The sequence below is a fragment of the Sphingomonas sp. URJC2 genome (genome assembly GCF_059803575.1).
The window spans coordinates 46,987-66,498 of sequence record NZ_JAPFGX010000010.1; the positions used below are offsets into that span (position 1 = coordinate 46,987).

17 protein-coding genes are annotated in these 19,512 nt (G+C 68.9%); 11 read left to right on the top strand and 6 right to left on the bottom strand.

All coding sequences use genetic code 11. The annotated features are described in order from the left end of the window. Positions 1–77 precede the first annotated feature (77 nt). A complete protein-coding gene (locus tag OPU66_RS06025) occupies positions 78–851 on the top strand; it encodes a polyphosphate kinase 2 family protein (protein WP_498552706.1) in 774 nt (257 codons plus the stop codon). 248 nt (positions 852–1,099) lie between these two features. Here OPU66_RS06025 and OPU66_RS06030 read toward each other — a convergent pair whose 3' ends face one another. Then, complete coding sequence (locus OPU66_RS06030; protein ID WP_498552707.1) at positions 1,100–1,585, bottom strand: GreA/GreB family elongation factor; 486 nt, start codon at positions 1,583–1,585, stop codon at positions 1,100–1,102. Between the two features lie 71 nt (positions 1,586–1,656). Continuing rightward, complete coding sequence (locus OPU66_RS06035; RefSeq protein WP_498552708.1) at positions 1,657–3,639, bottom strand: lytic transglycosylase domain-containing protein; 1,983 nt, start codon at positions 3,637–3,639, stop codon at positions 1,657–1,659. Positions 3,640–3,738: 99 nt separating this feature from the next. Between OPU66_RS06035 and dapA the strand changes: the two genes are divergently transcribed. From dapA to OPU66_RS06050, 3 genes are read left to right on the top strand one after another with little or no spacing between them, the layout of a single operon-like run. Further along, positions 3,739–4,614, top strand: coding sequence for a 4-hydroxy-tetrahydrodipicolinate synthase (gene dapA, locus OPU66_RS06040; RefSeq protein ID WP_498552709.1), 876 nt, complete (start codon positions 3,739–3,741; stop codon positions 4,612–4,614). A 5-nt stretch (positions 4,615–4,619) separates the two neighbouring features. Further along, the gene (gene smpB, locus OPU66_RS06045; RefSeq protein WP_160593527.1) at positions 4,620–5,102 is read left to right on the top strand and encodes an SsrA-binding protein SmpB; all 483 of its coding nucleotides are present in this window, start codon (positions 4,620–4,622) and stop codon (positions 5,100–5,102) included. A gap of 6 nt (positions 5,103–5,108) precedes the next feature. Continuing rightward, positions 5,109–5,666, top strand: a complete 558-nt coding sequence (locus OPU66_RS06050) for a DUF2062 domain-containing protein (RefSeq protein WP_498552710.1) — start codon at positions 5,109–5,111, stop codon at positions 5,664–5,666. Positions 5,667–5,751: 85 nt separating this feature from the next. Here OPU66_RS06050 and rsmA read toward each other — a convergent pair whose 3' ends face one another. From rsmA to OPU66_RS06070, 4 genes are all read right to left on the bottom strand, one after another. Beyond that, entirely contained in the window at positions 5,752–6,573 is an 822-nt protein-coding gene (gene rsmA / locus OPU66_RS06055; protein ID WP_498552711.1) for a 16S rRNA (adenine(1518)-N(6)/adenine(1519)-N(6))-dimethyltransferase RsmA, read from the bottom strand. Continuing rightward, entirely contained in the window at positions 6,570–7,574 is a 1,005-nt protein-coding gene (gene pdxA / locus OPU66_RS06060) for a 4-hydroxythreonine-4-phosphate dehydrogenase PdxA (protein ID WP_498552712.1), read from the bottom strand. Before pdxA ends, rsmA begins: the two co-directional genes overlap by 4 nt. A gap of 7 nt (positions 7,575–7,581) precedes the next feature. Continuing rightward, the gene (locus OPU66_RS06065) at positions 7,582–8,928 is read right to left on the bottom strand and encodes a peptidylprolyl isomerase (RefSeq protein ID WP_498552731.1); all 1,347 of its coding nucleotides are present in this window, start codon (positions 8,926–8,928) and stop codon (positions 7,582–7,584) included. A gap of 168 nt (positions 8,929–9,096) precedes the next feature. After that, positions 9,097–11,394 carry an LPS-assembly protein LptD gene (locus tag OPU66_RS06070; protein WP_498552732.1) on the bottom strand — a complete coding sequence of 766 codons (2,298 nt, stop codon included), beginning with the start codon at positions 11,392–11,394 and terminating at the stop codon, positions 9,097–9,099. 158 nt (positions 11,395–11,552) lie between these two features. On the opposite strand from OPU66_RS06070, the gene OPU66_RS06075 reads away from it, so the two are divergent. From OPU66_RS06075 to rpsT, 7 genes are all read left to right on the top strand, one after another. Beyond that, positions 11,553–13,001: a leucyl aminopeptidase gene (locus OPU66_RS06075; RefSeq protein WP_498552713.1), complete on the top strand. Its 1,449-nt coding sequence runs from the start codon at positions 11,553–11,555 to the stop codon at positions 12,999–13,001. A 35-nt stretch (positions 13,002–13,036) separates the two neighbouring features. Beyond that, positions 13,037–13,477: a DNA polymerase III subunit chi gene (locus tag OPU66_RS06080; RefSeq protein WP_498552714.1), complete on the top strand. Its 441-nt coding sequence runs from the start codon at positions 13,037–13,039 to the stop codon at positions 13,475–13,477. Positions 13,478–13,637: 160 nt separating this feature from the next. Beyond that, positions 13,638–14,060 (top strand): nucleoside-diphosphate kinase, encoded by a 423-nt coding sequence (gene ndk / locus OPU66_RS06085; RefSeq protein WP_498552715.1) that lies wholly within the window; start codon positions 13,638–13,640, stop codon positions 14,058–14,060. A 172-nt stretch (positions 14,061–14,232) separates the two neighbouring features. Further along, complete coding sequence (locus OPU66_RS06090; RefSeq protein WP_498552716.1) at positions 14,233–16,323, top strand: transglycosylase domain-containing protein; 2,091 nt, start codon at positions 14,233–14,235, stop codon at positions 16,321–16,323. Between the two features lie 69 nt (positions 16,324–16,392). Beyond that, positions 16,393–17,586 carry an acyl-CoA dehydrogenase family protein gene (locus OPU66_RS06095; protein WP_498552717.1) on the top strand — a complete coding sequence of 398 codons (1,194 nt, stop codon included), beginning with the start codon at positions 16,393–16,395 and terminating at the stop codon, positions 17,584–17,586. 66 nt (positions 17,587–17,652) lie between these two features. Continuing rightward, positions 17,653–18,792, top strand: coding sequence for an acyl-CoA dehydrogenase family protein (locus OPU66_RS06100; protein ID WP_498552718.1), 1,140 nt, complete (start codon positions 17,653–17,655; stop codon positions 18,790–18,792). Between the two features lie 116 nt (positions 18,793–18,908). After that, positions 18,909–19,172 (top strand): 30S ribosomal protein S20, encoded by a 264-nt coding sequence (gene rpsT, locus OPU66_RS06105; protein WP_498552719.1) that lies wholly within the window; start codon positions 18,909–18,911, stop codon positions 19,170–19,172. Positions 19,173–19,512: the final 340 nt, after the last annotated feature.

Genomic DNA, 19,512 nt, shown 5'->3' on the forward strand with positions numbered 1-19,512 from the left:
TCCCATTTTCGTGCGTCGGGCGGGGATCGGCTTCGCCCGGCTCGACTTGGCGGCCCGGGCGCGCTTAACTCCGCGCCATGCGGATCGACCTTCAGGATCATGAACAGGGCACGCCCTATGCCGGCGACGCCGCCGCCGCTCTGGCCGCGCTGCAGGAGCGGCTGGCCCGGATCCAGGTGGCGCATATCGTGCACAAAAGGCGGGCGATCATCCTGCTCGAGGGGTGGGACGCCGCCGGCAAGGGCGGGATCATCCAGCGGCTGACCGCGCGCTGGGACCCGCGCTATTTCAGCGTCTGGCCGATTTCCGCGCCGACGCCCGAGGAAAAGGACCGGCATTTCCTGTGGCGTTTCTGGCCACGCCTGCCGCTGTCGGGCGACATCGCGGTGTTCGACCGCAGCTGGTATGGCCGTGTGCTGGTGGAGCGGGTCGAGGGCTTTGCGCGCGAGGCCGAATGGAAGCGCGCCTATGACGAGATCAACGAGTTCGAGGCGCAGCAGCGCGACTGCAACACCACGCTGGTCAAGCTGTTCGTCCATGTCACGCAGGCGGAACAGGACCGGCGGTTGAAGCGGCGGTTCGAGGATCCGTGGAAAAGGTGGAAGACCGGGGCCGAGGATTATCGCAACCGCGCCCGCCGCGACGATTATCTGGCCGCGCTTGCCGACATGTTCCGCCTCACCGACACGCGCTGGGCACCGTGGACGGTGATCGACGGCAATGACAAGCCGGCGGCGCGCATCCACGCGCTGACCGCGATTGCCGACCAGCTGGAAGCCGCCGTCCCGATGACGCCGCCGCCGCTCGACCCCGAACTGGAAAATCTGGTGCGCACGCATCTGGGCGGGTGAGAGGAGATTTCGTTGGGAAGAACGGCACCGGGGGTTGTTGTTTGGGAAGAACGGCACCGGCCCGCACCCCCACCCGGCCTCCCATAGCGTACCCTGCCGTTGGGAGGCCGGGTGGGGGTGCGGGCCGGTGCCGCCCCCGCGCCGCGAGGCGCGGCACAGACAACGCCGCCCCCGCGCCGCGAGGCGCGCAACAGACAACCCCGCCCCTGCGCCGATAGGCGCAGCACAGACAGCGCCATTCCCCCGCGTCAGTCGCCGGGATAGCTGATCGCCACCACCTCATATTCCACCTCGCCGCCGGGCAGGGCGATGCGCCGCAGATCGCCGACCGCCGCGCCGCGCAGCGCGCGGGCGATGGGGCTGTCCCAGCCCACGCGGCCGCGCCCGGCATCGGCCTCGTCATTGCCGATGATGGTCAGGGTGCGCTGCGTGTCGTCTTCATCGGCGATGGTCACGGTGGCGCCGAAATAGACGCGCGACCGGTCGGGCTGCTGCGCCGGATCGACGACCTTGGCCGCCTTCATCCGCGCCGCCAGCCGCCCGAGCGTGCGGTCGATCTCGCGCAGCTTTTTGCGGCCATAGATATAGTCGCCATTTTCGGACCGGTCGCCATTGCCCGCCGCCCAGCTGATCGTTTCGACCAGCGCCGGGCGCTCGCTGCCGAGCAGCCGGTCATATTCGGCCTTGAGCGCGGCATAGCCGGCCGGGGTGATGTAATTGGGACGTGTGCTCACCGCCGCCGTCTATCCCCGGCGCGCCGCGCAAGTCGAGGGGCCCCGGCGCGCCGCGCAAGCCGAAACGGAGATCAGCCCGGAATGGCCTTGCCCAGATAGGCGCTCAGCAGATTGGGGCCGCTTTTGTGCGCCCGGGCCGGGTGCAGCGTGTCATAGACGACGGCGTTTTCCAGCACCCGCTGGACGTAATTGCGCGTTTCGAACACCGGAATGTCCTCGATCCAGCGGATCATATCCTGCCCCGGCAGGCGCGGGTCGCCATTGGCCTTCAGCCATTTGTTCACATTGCCCGGCCCGGCATTATAGGCCGCAATCGCCAGCGGATAGCTGCCGCCATAATAGCTCAGCATCCGCTGGAAATAGGATGAGCCGAGCTGGATGTTGTAATCGGTATTCTCGGTCAGCGCCGGCGCGTCATAGCTCAGCCCGATCTTGCCGGCCTGTTCCTCCGCTGTGCGCGGCATCAGCTGCATCAGCCCGCGCGCGCCGGCATGGCTGATCGCGGCACGGTCGAACTGGCTTTCCTGCCGGGCGATGGCGTGGATGATCGTCGTCCATGCCTCCTGGCCGACCGGCACCTTGACCAGCGGATAGCCGGTGCGGACATAGTCGCTCGCGCCATTGACCCGCGCCGAACGGCCGACCATCACCGCCAGATCGGGGCGGCCAATGCCCTGTGCCAGCTCGGCCGCCAGCGCATGTTCGGCATCGCTTTCGACGGCCGCCGAAATCGCGCGCACAAACTGGGTCTGTTCCTGCCAGCGGCCCGCCGCGCCCAGCAGCCGGGCCACGCGCACGATCTCGCGCCGGTTGAAGGCGACGCGTTCTTCGGCGGGAACGCGGGTCGCGCCCGGCGTGCCGGGGGCGGGGATCGGACGGCCCAGCCGTTCGAGCGCCAGCTGGCCGTAAAATTGGTCGGGATGGGCGGCGGACAGCGCGAAATAGCGGCTGGCATCGGCGGTGCGGCCCGCCGCCTGAGCGGCACGGCCGGCCCAGTAATGGCCCTTGGCCTGGGTCTGGGGCGATTTGGCGGCACGGGCATAACGGTCGAACATCGGCACCGCATCGGCGGGCCGCCCGAGCCGGTTGAGCGCCGCCGTCCCGGCCAGCCAGGCCAGGCTGGTATAATCGTCACGCTCGCCATTGCTGCGGCCCTGCACGTCGGTGCCGGGGGCAAAGGCCTGATCGAGCTGCCGGGCAATGGCGTGCGCGCTGGCCCAGTCACCCTCGGCCGCTGCCGTGCGGGCGGCGGCGAGCATGAACTCCAGCCATTTTTCCGGATCCACCGGCCGGGCCTGATAGCTGCGCTGTTCGGTGAGCAGCGCGCGCATCCCTGCCAGATCGCCATTGTGACGACGCCAGACCGCCATGTCGGCGACGAAGCCGGCATCGGCATTGCCCGCGCCCGCCATCTGCGCGGCCAGCGCCGCTGCATCGGCGGCGTTGGTGCGCAGTGCCAGCCGCGCCGTGAACAGCGCGCGCCGCGCCGGGCTGGTCAGCGCCAGCTGGCGGGTCGCCGCGCTGGTCTTGCCCCCCCAGAGCAGCCGGTCCATCCGCTCGTCCTGATCGGCGGCGGTGAAGGATGCGCCGAACTGGCCGAGCACCAGCGCCTCGTCGGCGGGGCTGAGCGATCCCGATGTCCATGCCTTGCGCGCGACGGCCAGCGCCTCGGCCCGGCGGCCGAGCGCGGCCAGCGCCTCGGCATGGCGCGCCTGACCCTGGTTGGTGAGCGGCGGGAACCGGTCGAAATAGGCGGCGATCCGCGCCGGCGGCACCCGCCCCGGAACCAGCGCCTGTTCGGCCCGGCAGCGCAGCGCCGTCTCGCCCGGCCAGCCGGGATGGGCGATCAGGAAGCCGGCATAGCTGTCGAACGGCAGATCCACCGTCTGGCGCAGCGCATTCCACTGCGCGACCGCGCCCAGCAGCGGGTCATTGGCGTCATAGGGCGCGGGGGCCACGCCCTGATCGGCGGGCACCAGCCGCTGGTCGGCGATCGAGGCCGATGCCCCGAACAGCAGCATCAGGGGAAGAATGCGTGAGACCATGCTGGACATGCTAGGCCCCTGATCCTTATCTGGCCGTGAACGCGCCATGTGCACCTCGCCACTGGCGGCAATATGCCCCATTGCCGGGCTCAGGTGAAGGAGACAGCCATGTTTTCAGGGTCGATTCCGGCCTTGGTGACTCTTTTCCGCGACGGATCGATCGACGAGGCCGGCTATCGCGCCTTTGTCGACTGGCAGGTGCGCGAGGGAAGTCACGCGCTGGTGCCCTGCGGGACGACCGGCGAATCGGCCACGCTCGACCATGACGAGCATTACCGGGTGATCGATCTGTGCATCGCCGCCGCCGATGGCCGCGTGCCGGTGATTGCCGGTTGCGGCTCCAACGACACCGCGACCGCCAGGCGTCATATGGCCCATGCCAAGGCCGCCGGGGCGGCCGCCGCGCTCGTCGTCGTGCCCTATTACAACCGGCCCAATCAGGACGGGCTTTATGCCCATTTCGCCGCGCTGGCCGAGGCGAGCGACCTGCCGATCATCCTTTACAACGTGCCAGGCCGCACCGTTGCCGACATGACGGTCGAAACGATGGCGCGGCTGGCCGAGATCCCGACCATCATCGGCATCAAGGATGCGACCGGCAATGTCGCCCGTGTCTCTGCCCAGCGGCTCGCCTGCGGGGCGGATTTCGTCCAGCTGTCGGGCAATGACGACATGGCGCTCGGCTTCATGGCGATGGGCGGCGTCGGCTGCATCTCGGTCACCGCCAATGTCGCGCCGCGGCTGTGCGCTGAGTTCCAGAATGCCTGCCTGCGCGGCGACTGGGCCGAGGCGCTCCGGCTTCAGGACCGGCTCTATCCGCTCCATGCCGCGCTGTTCAGCGATGCGTCGCCGGGGCCGGTCAAATATGCGCTGGCGCGGCTGCGCCCCGACTGGTCGGCCGAGCTGCGCCTGCCGATGACCCCGCCGGGCGAAGCGTCGCGGCGCGCGGTTGATCTGGCATTAAGCCATGCCGGTCTTATCTGACGATCATGGCCCGTCCGCGTCCCGCCGAGTTCGACAAGAAAAAGATCGTCGCCGAGAACCGGCGCGCGCGCTTCGACTATTTCATCGATGAGGTGTTCGAGGCGGGCATCGTGCTCACCGGCACCGAGGTCAAGTCGCTGCGCTTCGGCGAGGGATCGATCGCGGAGAGCTATGCCGAGGTGAAGGACGGCGAGGTGTGGCTGGTCAACTCCAACGTGCCCGAGTTCAGCCATGGCAACCGCTTCAACCATGAGCCGAAACGCCCGCGCAAGCTGCTGCTCAAGGAACGGCAGATCAACAAGATGCACGGCGCGGTGGCGCGCGAGGGGATGACGCTTGTCCCCCTGTCGGTCTATTTCAACGGCAAGGGCCGGGCCAAGGTCGAGCTGGCGCTCGCGCGCGGCAAGAAGGCGCATGACAAGCGCGACACCATCCGCGAGCGGGACTGGAAGCGCGAACAGTCGCGGCTGCTGCGCAACCATGGATAGCATCGGGTGGTGAAGCGGCTGGGCGCATGGATGCGCGCCAACACCCCGGACCGCGAGGCGCTGGCGTCGAGCCGCTGGCTGGGGCCGTTCGGCGGCCATGTGCTGCGGTCCGAACTGTGGCGCTTCACCCGCCGGTCGGTGCCGCGCGGCGTTGCCGTCGGGCTGCTGGTCGGCATTTTCCTGATGATCCCGGGCCTCCAGATCGTCGGCGCGGCGCTGATGTGCGTGCCGGTGCGCGGCAACATCCCGCTGGCGGCCGCGATGACGTTCCTGTCGATGCCCGCGACCACGCCGTTCATCCTGATCGGCGCGATCATGATCGGCAACCGGCTGGGCTGGCATGCCGATCTGCCCGCCTTCTGGGCGCTGTATGACCGGGGGGCCAGCCTCAGCGACTGGTTTGCCTGGCTGGCCTCGGATGCCGCGCCGTCGCTGCTGGTCGGGCTGCTGGTGATCGCCGTCGGCGCGGCGCTGATCGGCTATGTGCTCGCAGTGTGGATCTGGCGGCTGGTGCTGGTGCGCAAATGGCGCGGCCGGGGGCATGGCCGCGGCCGCGCCGGCTGATCCGGCCCGGCTTACAAGTGCTCCAGGTCTCTGATTTGCCGCATTTTCCGAGCCGCCGGGTGTTTCAACCCGGCTCGAAAATGCTTTAGCTGTCCAGCGCCCGCGCCAGCGCGACGAACTCCGCCACCGTCACCGTCTCCGCCCGGCGAGTCGGATCGATGCCGAGCGTCGCCAGCGCATCGAGCGCGCCCGGCACGCCCTTCAGGCTCTGGCGCAGCATCTTGCGCCGCTGGCCGAACGCGGCGGCGGTCAGCGCCTCTATGCGCCGCACCGACACCCCGGCCGGCGCCTCGCCGGGGACGATATGGACGACTGCCGACATCACCTTGGGCGGCGGGGTGAAAGCGGACCGGTGGACCGGCAGCGCGATCCGCGCCTGTGCCCGCCACTGGGCAAGCACCGCCAGCCGGCCATAGGCGTCGGTGTCGGGCCGGGCGACGATGCGTTCGGCCACCTCTTTCTGGAACATCAGCGTCAGCGACCGCCACCAGGGCGGCCAGTCCGCCAGGGTCAGCCAGCCGACGAGCAGCGCGGTGCCGACATTATAGGGCAGGTTGGCGACGACATGGCCGGGGCGGCCGAGCGCGGCCGCGCCATCGATGCGCAGCGCATCGCCGGCAATCACCCGCAGCCGGCCGGGCGCCCAGGCCGCCAGCTCTTCGAGCGCCGGCAGGCAGCGCGCATCATGTTCGACCGCGACCACCTCGGCCCCGGCGCGCAGCAGGGCGCGGGTCAGCCCGCCGGGACCGGGGCCGACTTCGAACACCGCCTCGCCGGTAAGCGGGCCGGGCACCCGCGCGATGCGGTCGAGCAATTGTTCGTCGAACAGGAAATTCTGGCCCAGCGCCTTCAACGCGCTCAGCCCGTGACGCGCGATCACCTCGCGCAGCGGCGGCAGGTCGCTCAAGCGCTCTCCGCTTCGAAGCGGCGGCGGCGTTCGGACGTTTCGCCCGCCATGCGGATCGCCGCGATCATCGCGCCCGGATCGGCCCGGTCCTGCCCGGCAATCGCAAAGGCGGTGCCGTGATCGGGCGAGGTGCGGACGATGGGCAGGCCGAGGGTGATGTTGACCCCGATATCGAAATACAGCGTCTTGAGCGGGATCAGCGCCTGATCATGATACATGCAGATCGCCGCATCATATTGGGCGCGGGCGCGGGGATGGAACATGGTGTCGGCGGCAAGAGGGCCGATGGCGTCCACGCCCTCGTCGCGCAGCTGGGCGATGGCCGGGCGGATGATGTCGATTTCCTCGCGCCCCAGCGCGCCATCCTCGCCGGCATGGGGGTTGAACCCGGCAAAGGCGAGGCGCGGTTCGGCAATGCCGAATTTGCGCCGCAGCGCGCGGACCGTGGTGCGTGCCTTGGCGACGATCAGCTCGACCGACAGCTGGGGGGCGACATCGACCAGCGCCATATGGGTGGTGACGGGCACGACGCGCAGATCCGGCCCGGCAAGCATCATCGCCACATTCTCGCGCGACACGCCGCAGCGTTCGGCGACGAACTCGGTCTGGCCCGGATGGGTGAAGCCGATGGCGTAAAGCTGCGCCTTGGACACCGGCCCGGTGACGAGCGCCGCCGCCGCGCCCGAGCGGGTGAGGCCGGTCGCCACCTCGAGCGAATCGAGCGAGCAGCGCGCGCCTTCCAGATTGGGGTCGCCGGGGCGGATGTCGCCGGCATCGTCGACCATGATCAGCGGCAGCGCATGGTCGAACACCCGCACGGCATCGCCGGGCTCGGCGATCCGTTCGACCGGGCCGTCCCACACCGCCGCGACCGAGCGGATGTCGCCAACCGCGAAAAAGGGCGGCAGCGCATAGTCGCCGCGCCGCGCCCAGGCTTTGGCGGTGATTTCCGGGCCGATCCCGGCCGGATCGCCGAGCGCGATGGCAAGCGGAGCCGTCACCCGCGCCTCAGCGATAATCGATGATGGCGTCGCGGCGCAGGTCGCGCAGATAGCGGCGCGCGCGCAGATTGACGCGCTGCTCTTCCAGCTGCGCCATGATGCGGTCGAACGACGGGGCCTGCGCGCTTTCGGCTTCGTCGCGCCCGCACAGCACCAGCACGCGCACCCCGTCGGTGCGCGATCCGAAGGGCGGCGTCGCCTGGCCGATCTGCAGGTTGATCATCAGCTCCTGCAGCTGGAGCGGCAGATCGCGCACCTTGATCTGGTCGTTGTCGACCACCTCGGCGCCGAGCTTCTGCGCGACCTCCTGCGCCGCGCCGCAGCCCTGGATGGCGCGGGTCGCGGTCGCGAACTCGGCGGTGCGCGCCGCCGCCTGGCTTTCGCTCAGGCCGGCGGGGAAGCGGATGGCCAGCTGCCTCAGGCTCAGCACCGCATCGCGCGGATCGGCGGTCAGCACCTGGCGCTTGTCGGTCATGTAGAGGATCGAAAAGCCGCCCGGAATCTGGATCGGCCCGGCCAGCGTGCCGATCTGCATCCCGCGCGCGGCATCGGCCAGCGCATCGGGCAGCTGTTCGGGGCGCAGCCAGCCGAGATCGCCGCCGACTGCCGCCGTCGAGGCTTCCGAGAATTGCCGCGCATAGGCCGCGAACGAGCCGCCCTGGCGGATCTGTTCGATGATCCGCCGGGCGTTGAGCGCCACGTCCTGCGCGGTTTCGGGGGTGGCCGACAGGAAGATTTCGCCGACGCGCACTTCCTGCGCGCCCTTGGCCGCTTCCAGCCGGGCCATGATCGACTGCACCTCTTCCTGGCCGACATTGACGAACGGCTCGACCCGGCGGCGCAGCAGCCGGCTCCATGCCAGCTCGCCTTCGATCTGGCGCTTGATCGACCCTTCGGACGAGCCGATGCTCGCCAGATATTCAGTCATCTGCTGCGGGTTGCGCTTGAAGTTGGTCGCCACCCGCTCATAGCTTTGCTGGATTTCGCTCTGGGCGACCTTGATCTCGTTGCCCGCGGCTTCCTGGATCTGCAGCGTTTCGTCGATCAGGTTGCGCAGCACCTGCGCGCGCAGCCGCTCCAGCTCTTCGGGCGGCACATTGGCCGCGCCATTGGCCGCGACGATCAGCGCAAGGCGCTGCTCGATATCGGTGCGGGTGATGATGTCGCCGTTCACGATCGCGGTCGGCTTGCGCAAGGTCGGATCGTTGCGGCCGAACACGATCACATCGGCGGGAATGTCGAGGCCCGCCGCGCCCGACGACGCGGGCTGGGCGGCATCGCCCTGCGCATCCTGCGCCCAGGCGAGCGGCGCGGCGAGTGCCGCCAGCGCGAGCAGGGCGACGCCGCCGAGCATGCGGGCGGGTTTCAGCGGCGAAAATCCAGTCGAGAAGAAAGTCACGTCGGAACCGAATCCCTTGCAGTGCGGCCTCAGCTGCCGGTCATGCGCCGGCCCGGTCCTGTGCTGCGGTCCCGGCGATTGCCGGTCGTCCCGCATCATCCCCGGTTGCGCCTGAATGGAGGCTTAGCGGCCCAGATTGCGGAGCGCCAGCCGCAACAGGAATGTGTTGCCGCGCCGCGCGTCGCCGGCATCCTGATAGTCGCGCCGCCAGGTCAGGCCGATTTCCAGACAGTCATCGGCATAGGCGACCCCGATCCGGTGCCGGATCGGGGTGAAGCCATCGGCCCCCGACAGCGGATCCTCGGTCCGGTCGGTCAGGTCGATGATCGCCGAGCCGAAGGCCGACCAGAAGCGGCTGATCTGCACGCGTCCGCCGGCGCGCACCTCCTCGCGGTCGCGCAGATCCTCGATGCTGGCATCGATGTCGCGGTTGAGCCGCAGATAGCCGAGCAGGACATAGCTTTGCCGGCTGCCGATGGTCGCATCCAGTTCGTTGCGGCGGATCGAGAAATTGTCCTTGTCCAGCCGGTAGCGATGGGTGACCGACACGAACTCGCGCCAGCGCACCCGCGTGCGCCCGACAATGTCCGACAGCTTGCCCGACAGGCCGACCCCGTCGGGGAACAGCACCGGCCGGTTCGACAGCCGCCAGCTCTGGCCGATATTGGCATCGACGGTGAAGCTGCCGACATGCAGGCCATAATCAAGCCCATAGGTGATCCGCGCGCCGTCCTCGAACCGGTCATAGCCGGGAAAACGGTTGAGCGAGAACAGGTTGCTGTCCTCAAGCTCGATGGCGCGGGCATCTTCGTTGGGCAGAGCAAGGTTGCGGATGCGCGGCGTCGCGACCAGCTGGATGCGCGGCGTCACCCGCTGGCTGCCGCCCCAGACCGCGCCCACCAGCGGCCATTTGATGTCGATCGCCGCCGCGGCGATGGCGCGGCTCTGGAACCCGGCCTCGCCGCGATAGGGAACGGTCGCGGTCAGCAGATTTTCGGCGCTGTGATAGACGTCGCCGCGCCCGAACAGGGTGAAGCTGACATCCTGGCCCCAGGGCGTCAGCCGCCTGAGGGTCCATGCCGCCGAGGCAAAGGCGCGCTGCGTGTCCTGCCCGTCGGGGCGGGTGAGCGCGAAGGAGTTGAGCTGGATGTCGAACCGGCCGCCGATCAGCCCGTCGGGCAGGCGGCGGCGATAATCGACGACCGGCAGGGCGATGGGCTGCTGGCCCTGCGGATCGTTGACGCGCAGCGACTGCACCGCCCAGGCGGCGACCGAGAAATAGCTGTCGGCGGCGATGCGCTGCACCTCGATGGTCGAGCGCAGCCGGTCGTCGCGGTTGATGTTGTAGCGGCGCAGGAAGGTGCGGTCGGTGGTCAGCCGGATCGATCCCGACAGGTTCCAGCGCGGGTCGAGCTGGAACCGGCCGGTCGCGTCCAGATAGCCGCGCAGGTCGCGCTGCGACGGCGTGGCCGCCGGATTGATCGAGATCGGCTCGCGCCGGCTCTCGGTCACCATCGCGCTCACCTGATAGGCACCCTTGGACGACAGCGCGCGGTACTGCGCCTCGAGCGACGGCAGCACGTTCGTGTAGACGCGCGGGGTGATCGTCAGGTCCTTGTTCGGGGCCAGACGCAGATAATAGGGCAGGGCGAACTCTGCCCCGTTCACGCGCCCGATGCGGAAATCGGGCACCAGCAGCCCCGATCCGCCGCCGCTGCCGACCGGGTTCGACAGGCCGGGCAGGGGGATCGAACTCAGCCCGAACAGGCTCAACCGCGCGCCGCGATAAAAGACGCGCTGGCGCTTGGTGTCGTAAATCACCCGGACCGCGCTGACCTTCCAGCTCGGATTTTTGGGGCAGCCATCCGAATCGACCACCGCGCAGCCGGTGTAGGCCGCGTTTTCAAGCGTGTAGATGGTGTCGGCGCGGCTGCCCTTCGCCGCCGCCAGCCGCCCGCCGCCGTTGAGCACGACCAGCAGATTCTGGATCACCGCATCCTTCAGCGTTTCGGTCAGCTGCACCGAGTCGCCATAAGCGGTGTCGCCCTCGGGCGTCGCCAGCGCGACCGCGCCCTCCGCCGCGACCGTGCCGGTGCGGCGGTTCCACACCACGCGTTCGGCGCGCAGCCGGTTGCCCGCGCTCAGCATCCGCACATCGCCGGTCACCGTCACGATATCGGCGTCATTGTCATATTCCAGCGCCTCGGCGCTGAAGGTGACGGTCTCCCCCTCTGCGGGTGCAGGGTCGGCGGGCCCAAGATCGGCCGGGGCCGGATCGGCGGGCGCGGGAACGGGCGGGGGCGCGCGGTCCTGCAGATCCTGGGCCTGCAGATCCTGGGCAAGCGCGGGCGCAGCGGCGCAGGCCGCCGCGATCAGCATGGCGCGCCCGATCCGGCCGGCCTGTTCCCCTGACACTGGCATCGTCATTTGCCGCGCCTATCTCACCGATGACGCGCGGCTGCAAATCGTTCCGGCGATCCGCCGGGGCCGCCCGTCGCCCGCAGCCCTGTTCTGCCCGGTTTCCTCCGCAGCGGGTTTGGCTTTACAGGGATGGGCGAGAAGCCATGGAAAGGACAGACATGCAGGTTCGTTTCGCCGCCGCCCGGCCCGAGGGACATTATGATCTGGCGCTGCCGGTGGCGCAGGGCGGGGAACCGGGCGCGGGGCTGGTGTCGGCGGCCAATGCGCAGCTGCTGCGCGATGCCGCCCGTGCCCAGCGATTCGAGGGCGAGGCCGGGGCCGTGGCCGAGCTGTTCGCCGATGAAGGCGGCGTGCGCCGCATCCTGCTGGTCGGGGTCGGGCGCGGTGAGCTGGCCGATTACGACAAAGCGGGCGGGGCCCTGGCCGCGCGGCTGCTGACATCGGGCACGCGCACCCTGGTCGTCGATCCGGCGGGAATCAGCGCCGGCGCGGAACAGCTTGCGCGGCTGGCCGCGGGGGCGGCGCTGCGCGGCTGGCGGATCGACACCTATCGCACCCGCCTGCCGGCCAAGCAGCAAAAGACGCTCGACGAGCTGGTGGTGATCGGCGACGGGGCGGCCTGGCCTCGGCATCAGGCGGTGGTCGACGGCATGGCGCTGACCCGCGAGCTGGTGAGCGAGCCGCCCAACGTCATCTATCCCGAAAGCTTTGTCGAACGCTGCCGCCACCTCGCCGATCTGGGCGTCGAGATCACCGTGCTCGACGACGATCAGATGCGCGCGCTCGGCATGCACGCGCTGCTCGGCGTCAATCAGGGGTCGGCGCGCGGCGCGCGGCTGCTGGCGATGCGCTGGGACGGGACCGGCGGCACGGTGGCCGAGCCGATCGCGCTTGTCGGCAAGGGCGTGACCTTCGATTCGGGCGGCCTGTCGCTCAAGCCCGGCCCGGGCATGGAAGACATGAAATGGGACATGGGCGGGGCCGGGGCGGTCGCCGGGGCGATGAAGACGCTGGCGCTGCGCCGGGCGCGCGCGCATGTCGTCGGCGTGGTCGGGCTGGTCGAGAACATGCCCGACGGCAATGCCCAGCGGCCGGGCGACATCGTCCGCAGCATGTCGGGCCAGACCATCGAGATTCTGAACACCGATGCCGAGGGGCGGCTGGTGCTCGCTGATGTGCTGACCTGGGTGCAGCGCACCCACAAGCCGCGCACCATCGTCGATCTGGCGACGCTGACCGGCGCGATGATCATCTCGCTCGGCAACGAACATGCCGGGCTGTTCGCCAATGACGACGGGCTTGCCGATGCGCTGCTCGCCGCCGGGCGCGAGGCGGGCGACCCGCTGTGGCGCTTCCCGCTGTCGGAGGCGTACAACAAGCTGATCGACAGCCCGATTGCCGACATGAAGAATATCGGCCCGCGCGGTGCGGGATCGATCACCGCCGCCCAGTTCCTCCAGCGCTTCATCGACGATGGCGTGCGCTGGGCGCATCTCGACATTGCCGGCATGGTCTGGGCCGACAAGCCCGGCGCGGTGTGGGACAAGGGGGCGACCGGATTCGGCGTCCGCCTGCTCGACCGGTTCGTCGCCCGGCACGAAGGGTGACGGCAGCAGCGGTTATCGGCGCGGCGGGGACGGGCATGAAGATCGATTTCTATCATCTTCAGGCCAGCCCGGTCGCCGCCGTGCTGCCGCGGATCGCCGAGCGGGTGCTGGCCGGGGGCGGGCGGCTGCTGATCGTCAGCGCCGATCCGGCCCAGCGCGCGCTGATCGACCGGGCGCTGTGGACCTATGCCCCCGACAGCTTCCTGCCCCATGCCCAGGCAGGTGCCGGCGATGATGCCGCCCAGCCGGTGCTGATCGCCGCCGAGGCGGAGCCGCGCAACCGCGCCGATCATGTCGCGCTGATCGACGGCCAGTGGCGCGACGCCGCGCTCGGCTTTGCGCGCGCCTTCCATCTGTTCGACGATGCCGCGATCGACGCGGCGCGCGCGGCGTGGCGCGGCCTTGCCGCCACGCCCGATGCCGAACGCCGGTTCTGGCGGCAGGACGGTGACGGACGCTGGGTGCAGGCGGGTTGATTGTCGCGCGCCGCAAGGCGCGCCACAAAAAAAACCTCGCCGCCACGTAACAGCTATCTGCGAACCGTCCGCTTATCCCGCCCGAACTTGCGCCTGTCACAATCTGCGATTAGGGGAGCGCCGCATCCCCCAACCAGTTTAAGAACGGAGCCAGACGGCCATGGCCGCGACCCGCACCTTTTCGATCATCAAGCCCGATGCCACGCGCCGCAACCTGACCGGCGCGGTCACCAAGATGCTGGAAGACGCCGGCCTGCGCGTCGTCGCTTCCAAGCGCATCCACATGACCCGCGAACAGGCCGAGGGCTTTTACGCCGTCCACAAGGAACGCCCGTTCTTCAACGACCTGGTGTCGTTCATGATTTCCGGCCCGGTCGTGGTGCAGGTGCTCGAGGGTGAAAACGCCGTCGCGCGCAACCGCGAGATCATGGGCGCGACCAACCCTGCCAATGCCGAGCCGGGCACGATCCGCAAGGAACTGGCCGAATCGATCGAAGCGAACTCGGTCCACGGGTCGGATTCGGACGAAAATGCCGCGATCGAAATCGCGTTCTTCTTCAAGCCGGAAGAAATCGTCGGCTGACAACCGGTTGCCCATGCGTCGCCAGAAGCATGCCGGCATGCCTGACCTTGTGCGCGCTCCCGGCCCCCATGGCCGGGGGCGCGCAAAAGCATTTGGGGCAGGGCGCGTGCCGCTGTATTAGGGTCGTATAACAGGCGGTGCGGACATAAGCCGCACGGCAAGAGCGGGCAGGATGAGGGCCGGAATGCGCGACGAGGATGCTGAGCGCGAGCCGATCATAGTGGATGATGGCTGGCCGGACGATGCCGGCGCCCCCGATGCGTCCGCACAGCGCCCCCGGCGTCGCCTGTTCTGGCCGTTCAGGCTGTTGCTGCGCTTCTGGCGGCAGCTGCTGGCGCTGCTGCTGCTGGTCATTGCCGCCGCGATCTGGCTGTCGGTGACGGCCCCACTGTCGCGCTCTCTGGAGCCGATTTCGCCGCCCAGCATCACGCTTGCCGCAAGCGACGGCACGCCCATTGCCGCCAAGGGCGCGATCATCGCCGCCCCGGTCGAGCTGGCCAAGCTGCCGCCGCATGTCGCGGGCGCGTTCATGGCGATCGAGGACCGGCGCTTCTACGATCATTGGGGGGTCGATCCCTGGGGCATCGCCCGTGCCGCCTGGCGCAATCTGGTGGCGGGCGGGGTGCGCGAGGGTGGCAGCACCATCACCCAGCAGCTCGCCAAGGTCGCGTTCCTCAGCGACGAACGCCGCTTCGGCCGCAAGGCGCAGGAAATGCTGATCGCCTTTTGGCTGGAGGCATGGCTGACCAAGGGCCAGATCCTCGAACGCTATCTGTCGAACGTCTATTTCGGCGACAATGTCTATGGCCTGCGCGCCGCCGCCCGCCATTATTTCAGCCGCGATGTCGAACGGCTGACCGTGGGCGAGGCGGCGATGCTGGCCGGGCTGGTCAAGGCCCCGTCGCGGCTTGCGCCGACGCGCAATCTTGCCGGGGCGCGGGCGCGGGCGCGGCTGGTGCTTGGGGCGATGGTCGAAACCGGCGCGATCACCGAGGCTCAGGCGCGCGCCGCCCAGCCGATCCGCCTGCGCCCGACGCGCGAGCGGCAGATGCCGGGCGGCACCTATTTTGCCGACTGGGTGCTGCCCGCCGCGCGCGATCAGGCGGGCGCTGTCTATGAGCGGCAGGTGATCCGTACGACGCTCGACCGGCGGTTGCAGCGCATTGCCGAACGGGTGGTGCGCCAGAATGCGGTCGCCGGCACGCAGATGGCGCTGGTCGCGATGCGCCCCGACGGGCAGGTGGTGGCGATGGTCGGCGGGCGCAGCTATGCCGAAAGCCCGTTCAACCGCGCCACCCAGGCGCGCCGCCAGCCGGGCTCGACCTTCAAGCTGTTCGTCTATCTGGCGGCGATCCGCGCGGGCATGACCCCGGACACACTGGTCGATGACAGCCCGGTGACCATCGATGGCTGGTCGCCGACCAACAATGACGGCCGTTATCGCGGGCGCATCACGCTGCGCCAGGCCTTTGCGCTGTCGAGCAATGTTGTCGCCGCGCGGCTGGCCGATCGGGTCGGGCGGCGCGCCGTGATCAAGGCGGCGCGCGATCTGGGCATCACCAGCCCGCTGGGCGACCAGCCCAGCCTCGCACTCGGCACTTCGGGGGTGACGCTTATCGAACTGACCGGCGCTTATGCCGCGGTCGCGGGCAATGCCATGCCGGTCACGCCCTATGGCCTGCCCCGGACCGAGGAAGGGTGGCTGAGCGCGGTGTGGAACCGGCCCGGCAAGCTCGGCCAGCGCGAGCGCGACATGCTGCTCGACCTGCTGGCGGCGGCGGTCGACAGCGGCACCGGGCGGCGCGCGGCCCTGTCCATCGATGCGTTCGGCAAGACCGGCACCACCCAGAATGCGCGCGATGCGATCTTTGTCGGCTTTGCCGGCGATCTGGTCGTCGGCGTCTGGGTCGGGCGCGACGACAACCGGCCGATCCCCGGCATTTCGGGCGGCGGCGCGCCGGCCCGGGCCTGGGCCGATTTCATGGCCAGCGCCATCGACGGCGCGGCGCTCGCGCCCCAGCCGGAGGAGGAGCCGGAAAATCTGATCGACCCGGTCGACGCGCTCGTCGACGCCGCGAACATGACGATCGACATCGATCTCGATCCCGTCGATCTGGGCGTCACCATCGATGCCGATGGCGTCACCGTAACGGCCGGGCCGGACGGCGATGCCGCGCCCGGACCGGCCGACGAATCACCGGCCGAATCGCGCCGGCCGCCTTCCGTCCCGGCGCCGCCCCGGGGCGAGCCGCGGATACCGTAACGGTCCGCTCTTCCCGCTTGCCGTTAACGTAAGCGCGGCGATACAAGGGGCGCCTGGAAGGAGAGAGATATGGACCTGGAGTTCAGCCCCGCCGACATCGCATTCCGCGAGGAGGCCCGCGCCTTCATCGCCGCGAACTATCCCGCGCATCTGCGCGCGAAAGCCGATGAGGGCGAGGAACTGGCCAAAGAGGATTTTCTGGCCTGGCACCGGATCCTGGCGGAGAAAGGCTGGGTCGCCCCGGCATGGCCGACCCAATATGGCGGCCCCGGCTGGACGACGACGCAGCGTTACATCTGGTCGGAAGAACTGGCGCGTGCCGACACCATCCCGATCATGCCCTTTGGCATCAACATGGTCGGCCCGGTGATCTACACCTTCGGCACTGCCGAGCAGAAGGCGCGCTTCCTGCCGCGCATCCTGTCGGGCGATGACTGGTGGTGCCAGGGCTATTCGGAACCGGGTGCCGGGTCCGACCTCGCCTCGCTGCGCACCCGCGCGGTGCGTGACGGCGACCATTATATCGTCAACGGGCAGAAGACCTGGACGACGCTGGCCCAGCATGCCGATTGGGGCTTTTTCCTCGTCCGCACCGATCCCGACGCCAAGCAGCAGGAAGGCATTTCGTTCCTGCTGATCGACATGAAGACGCCGGGCATCACCGTGCGGCCGATCATCACGCTGGGCGGCGAGCATGAAGTCAACGAGGTGTGGCTCGAAGACGTGCGCGTGCCGGTCGAAAACCGCATCTATGAGGAAAACAAGGGCTGGACCTGCGCCAAGTTCCTGCTGGCCCATGAACGCACCGGCATTGCCGGGGTCGCGCGGTCGAAGCGCGGGGTGGAGCGGATCAAGACCATCGCCCGGTCGGAGATGGACGGCGACCGGCCGCTGATCGCCAACGCCTTCTTCAAGCGCAAGATCGCCGAGCTGGAAATGGATCTGACCGCGCTCGAGTTCACCGAGCTGCGCACGCTTGCCTCCGAGGCGGCGGGGCGCGGGCCGGGGCCGGAATCCTCGCTGCTCAAGATCAAGGGCACCGAGATCCAGCAGCGCCTGACCGAGCTCGCGCTCGAGGCGGTCGGCCATTATGGCGCGCCCTATTTCCGGGGCTTCCCGACCGGCGACAATGCAACGCCGATCGGCCCGGATTATGCGCACCGCGCCGCGCCGACCTATTTCAACGGCCGCAAGACCAGCATCTATGGCGGCTCGAACGAGATCCAGCGCAACATCATCGCCAAGATGGTGCTGGGCCTCTGAGCCGAACCGGAACGACAGAATCGTCCCGCCCGGCAACGGCCGGGCGGGGCGCGTGAGAGGATCAACATGGATTTCAGCTTCAACGAGACGCAGCAGATGCTGCGCGACACGCTCGCGCGCTATCTGGCGGACAATTACGATTTCGACACCCGCCGCAAATGGATCGCCGGCGAGGCCGGGCGCGATCCTGGCATCTGGCGCGCGCTGGCGACCGAGCTTGGCATTCTGGGCGCGCCCTTTGCCGAGGCGCATGGCGGCCTGGGCGGCGGCGCGGTCGAGAATATGATCGTGATGGAGCAGCTGGGCGAAGCGATTTCGATCGAGCCTTATCTCCAGACCGTGGTGATCGGCGGCGGCGCGCTCAAGGCGGTGGGCGGGGCGGTGGCCGATTCGGTCATCCCGCAGATCATCGCCGGCGAAGCCGTCATCGCCTTTGCCTATGCCGAGCCGCAGGGGCGGTACGAGCTGTCGAACCTGCGCACCACCGCGCGCCGCGACGGGGCCGGCTGGGTGCTCAACGGCCATAAGGCGGTCGTCTATGGCGCGCCCTGGGCGACGCATCTGCTCGTCACCGCGCGCACCGGCGGCGGCCAGCGCGATGCCGACGGCATCGGCCTGTTCCTGATCGAGGCGAACCGCCCCGGCATCGTCCGGCGCGATTATCCGACCGTCGACGGCTTCCGCGCGTCGGAGGTGTATTTCGAACAGTGCGCGGTCGGGGCCGAGGCGCTGCTGGGCGGGGAGGGCGATGCCCTGCCGCTGATCGAGCAGGTGGTCGACGAGGCGGTCGCCGCGCTGTGCGCCGAGGCCACCGGCGTGATGCGCCGCCTGCACACCGGCACGATGGACTATGCCAAGCAGCGCAAGCAGTTCGGCCGCGCCATCGCCGATTTCCAGGTGCTCCAGCACCGGCTGGTCGACATGTTCATGGAGGTCGAGCAGGCGGTGTCGATGACGCTGATGGCGACGCTGCGGCTTGGCCTGTCGGCGGCCGAGCGGAGTGCGGCGGTGAGCCAGGCCAAGGCCCGGATCGGGCGCGGGCTGCGCTTCACCGGCCAGAGCGCGGTGCAGATCCATGGCGGCATCGGCATCACCGACGAGCTGGCGATCGGCCATTATTTCAAGCGCGCGACGATGATCGAGGGGCAGTTCGGCTCGGTCGACCATCATCTGGCGCGTTACGAAGCGCTTGCCCTTGCCGATTGAGGCTGGGGGCCACTGACTGCAGTTGACCCGGGGCCGCCTCTTGGCTAAGGGGCTGGCCTTCGGGTCGCGGCACGACTGTCGCGCCTTTTTTATTCAAACCGAGCTCGAGGATTTCGATGGCGAATACGCCGCAAGCAAAGAAGCGCATCCGTCGCAACGCCCGTCGCGCGGACATCAACCACGCGCGCATCAGCCGTATCCGCACCTTCGTGAAGAAGGTCGAGGCGGCGATCGCTTCGGGTGACAAGACGGCGGCGGCGCAGGCGATTGCGGCCGTCCAGCCCGAGCTGGCCCGGGGCGTCGCCAAGGGCGTGCTCCACAAGAACACCGCGGCGCGCAAGTTTTCGCGCCTGAACAAGCGGATTGCCGCGCTCGCCTGAGCGCGCCATTTCCCGACTTGACGGCATGATCGGCCCGCCGGACGCCCCGCGTCCGGCGGGTCTTGCTGTTTGTTTCACAGATGTGACGGCTAAGTGACGGTATCGCCTTGATTCGTGTGGTGATTGATCTGGGTTAATCGCGAAAAATACCGTAAAAACAGAGCCTTGCTTGGCCCTGTGGAAAAATGGCGGTTTTGCGAGTCAACGGGGATTATTTCCGAATATTGACGGCACCAGCCTTGATCGACTCGCGATCCGGCCCCTAAAACTCGGTCTCCGGCGCTCGAATCGGGGCGCGGTATCAGTCCTCGTGGATGTCCTTGCGGCAAGGCCCCGGCCT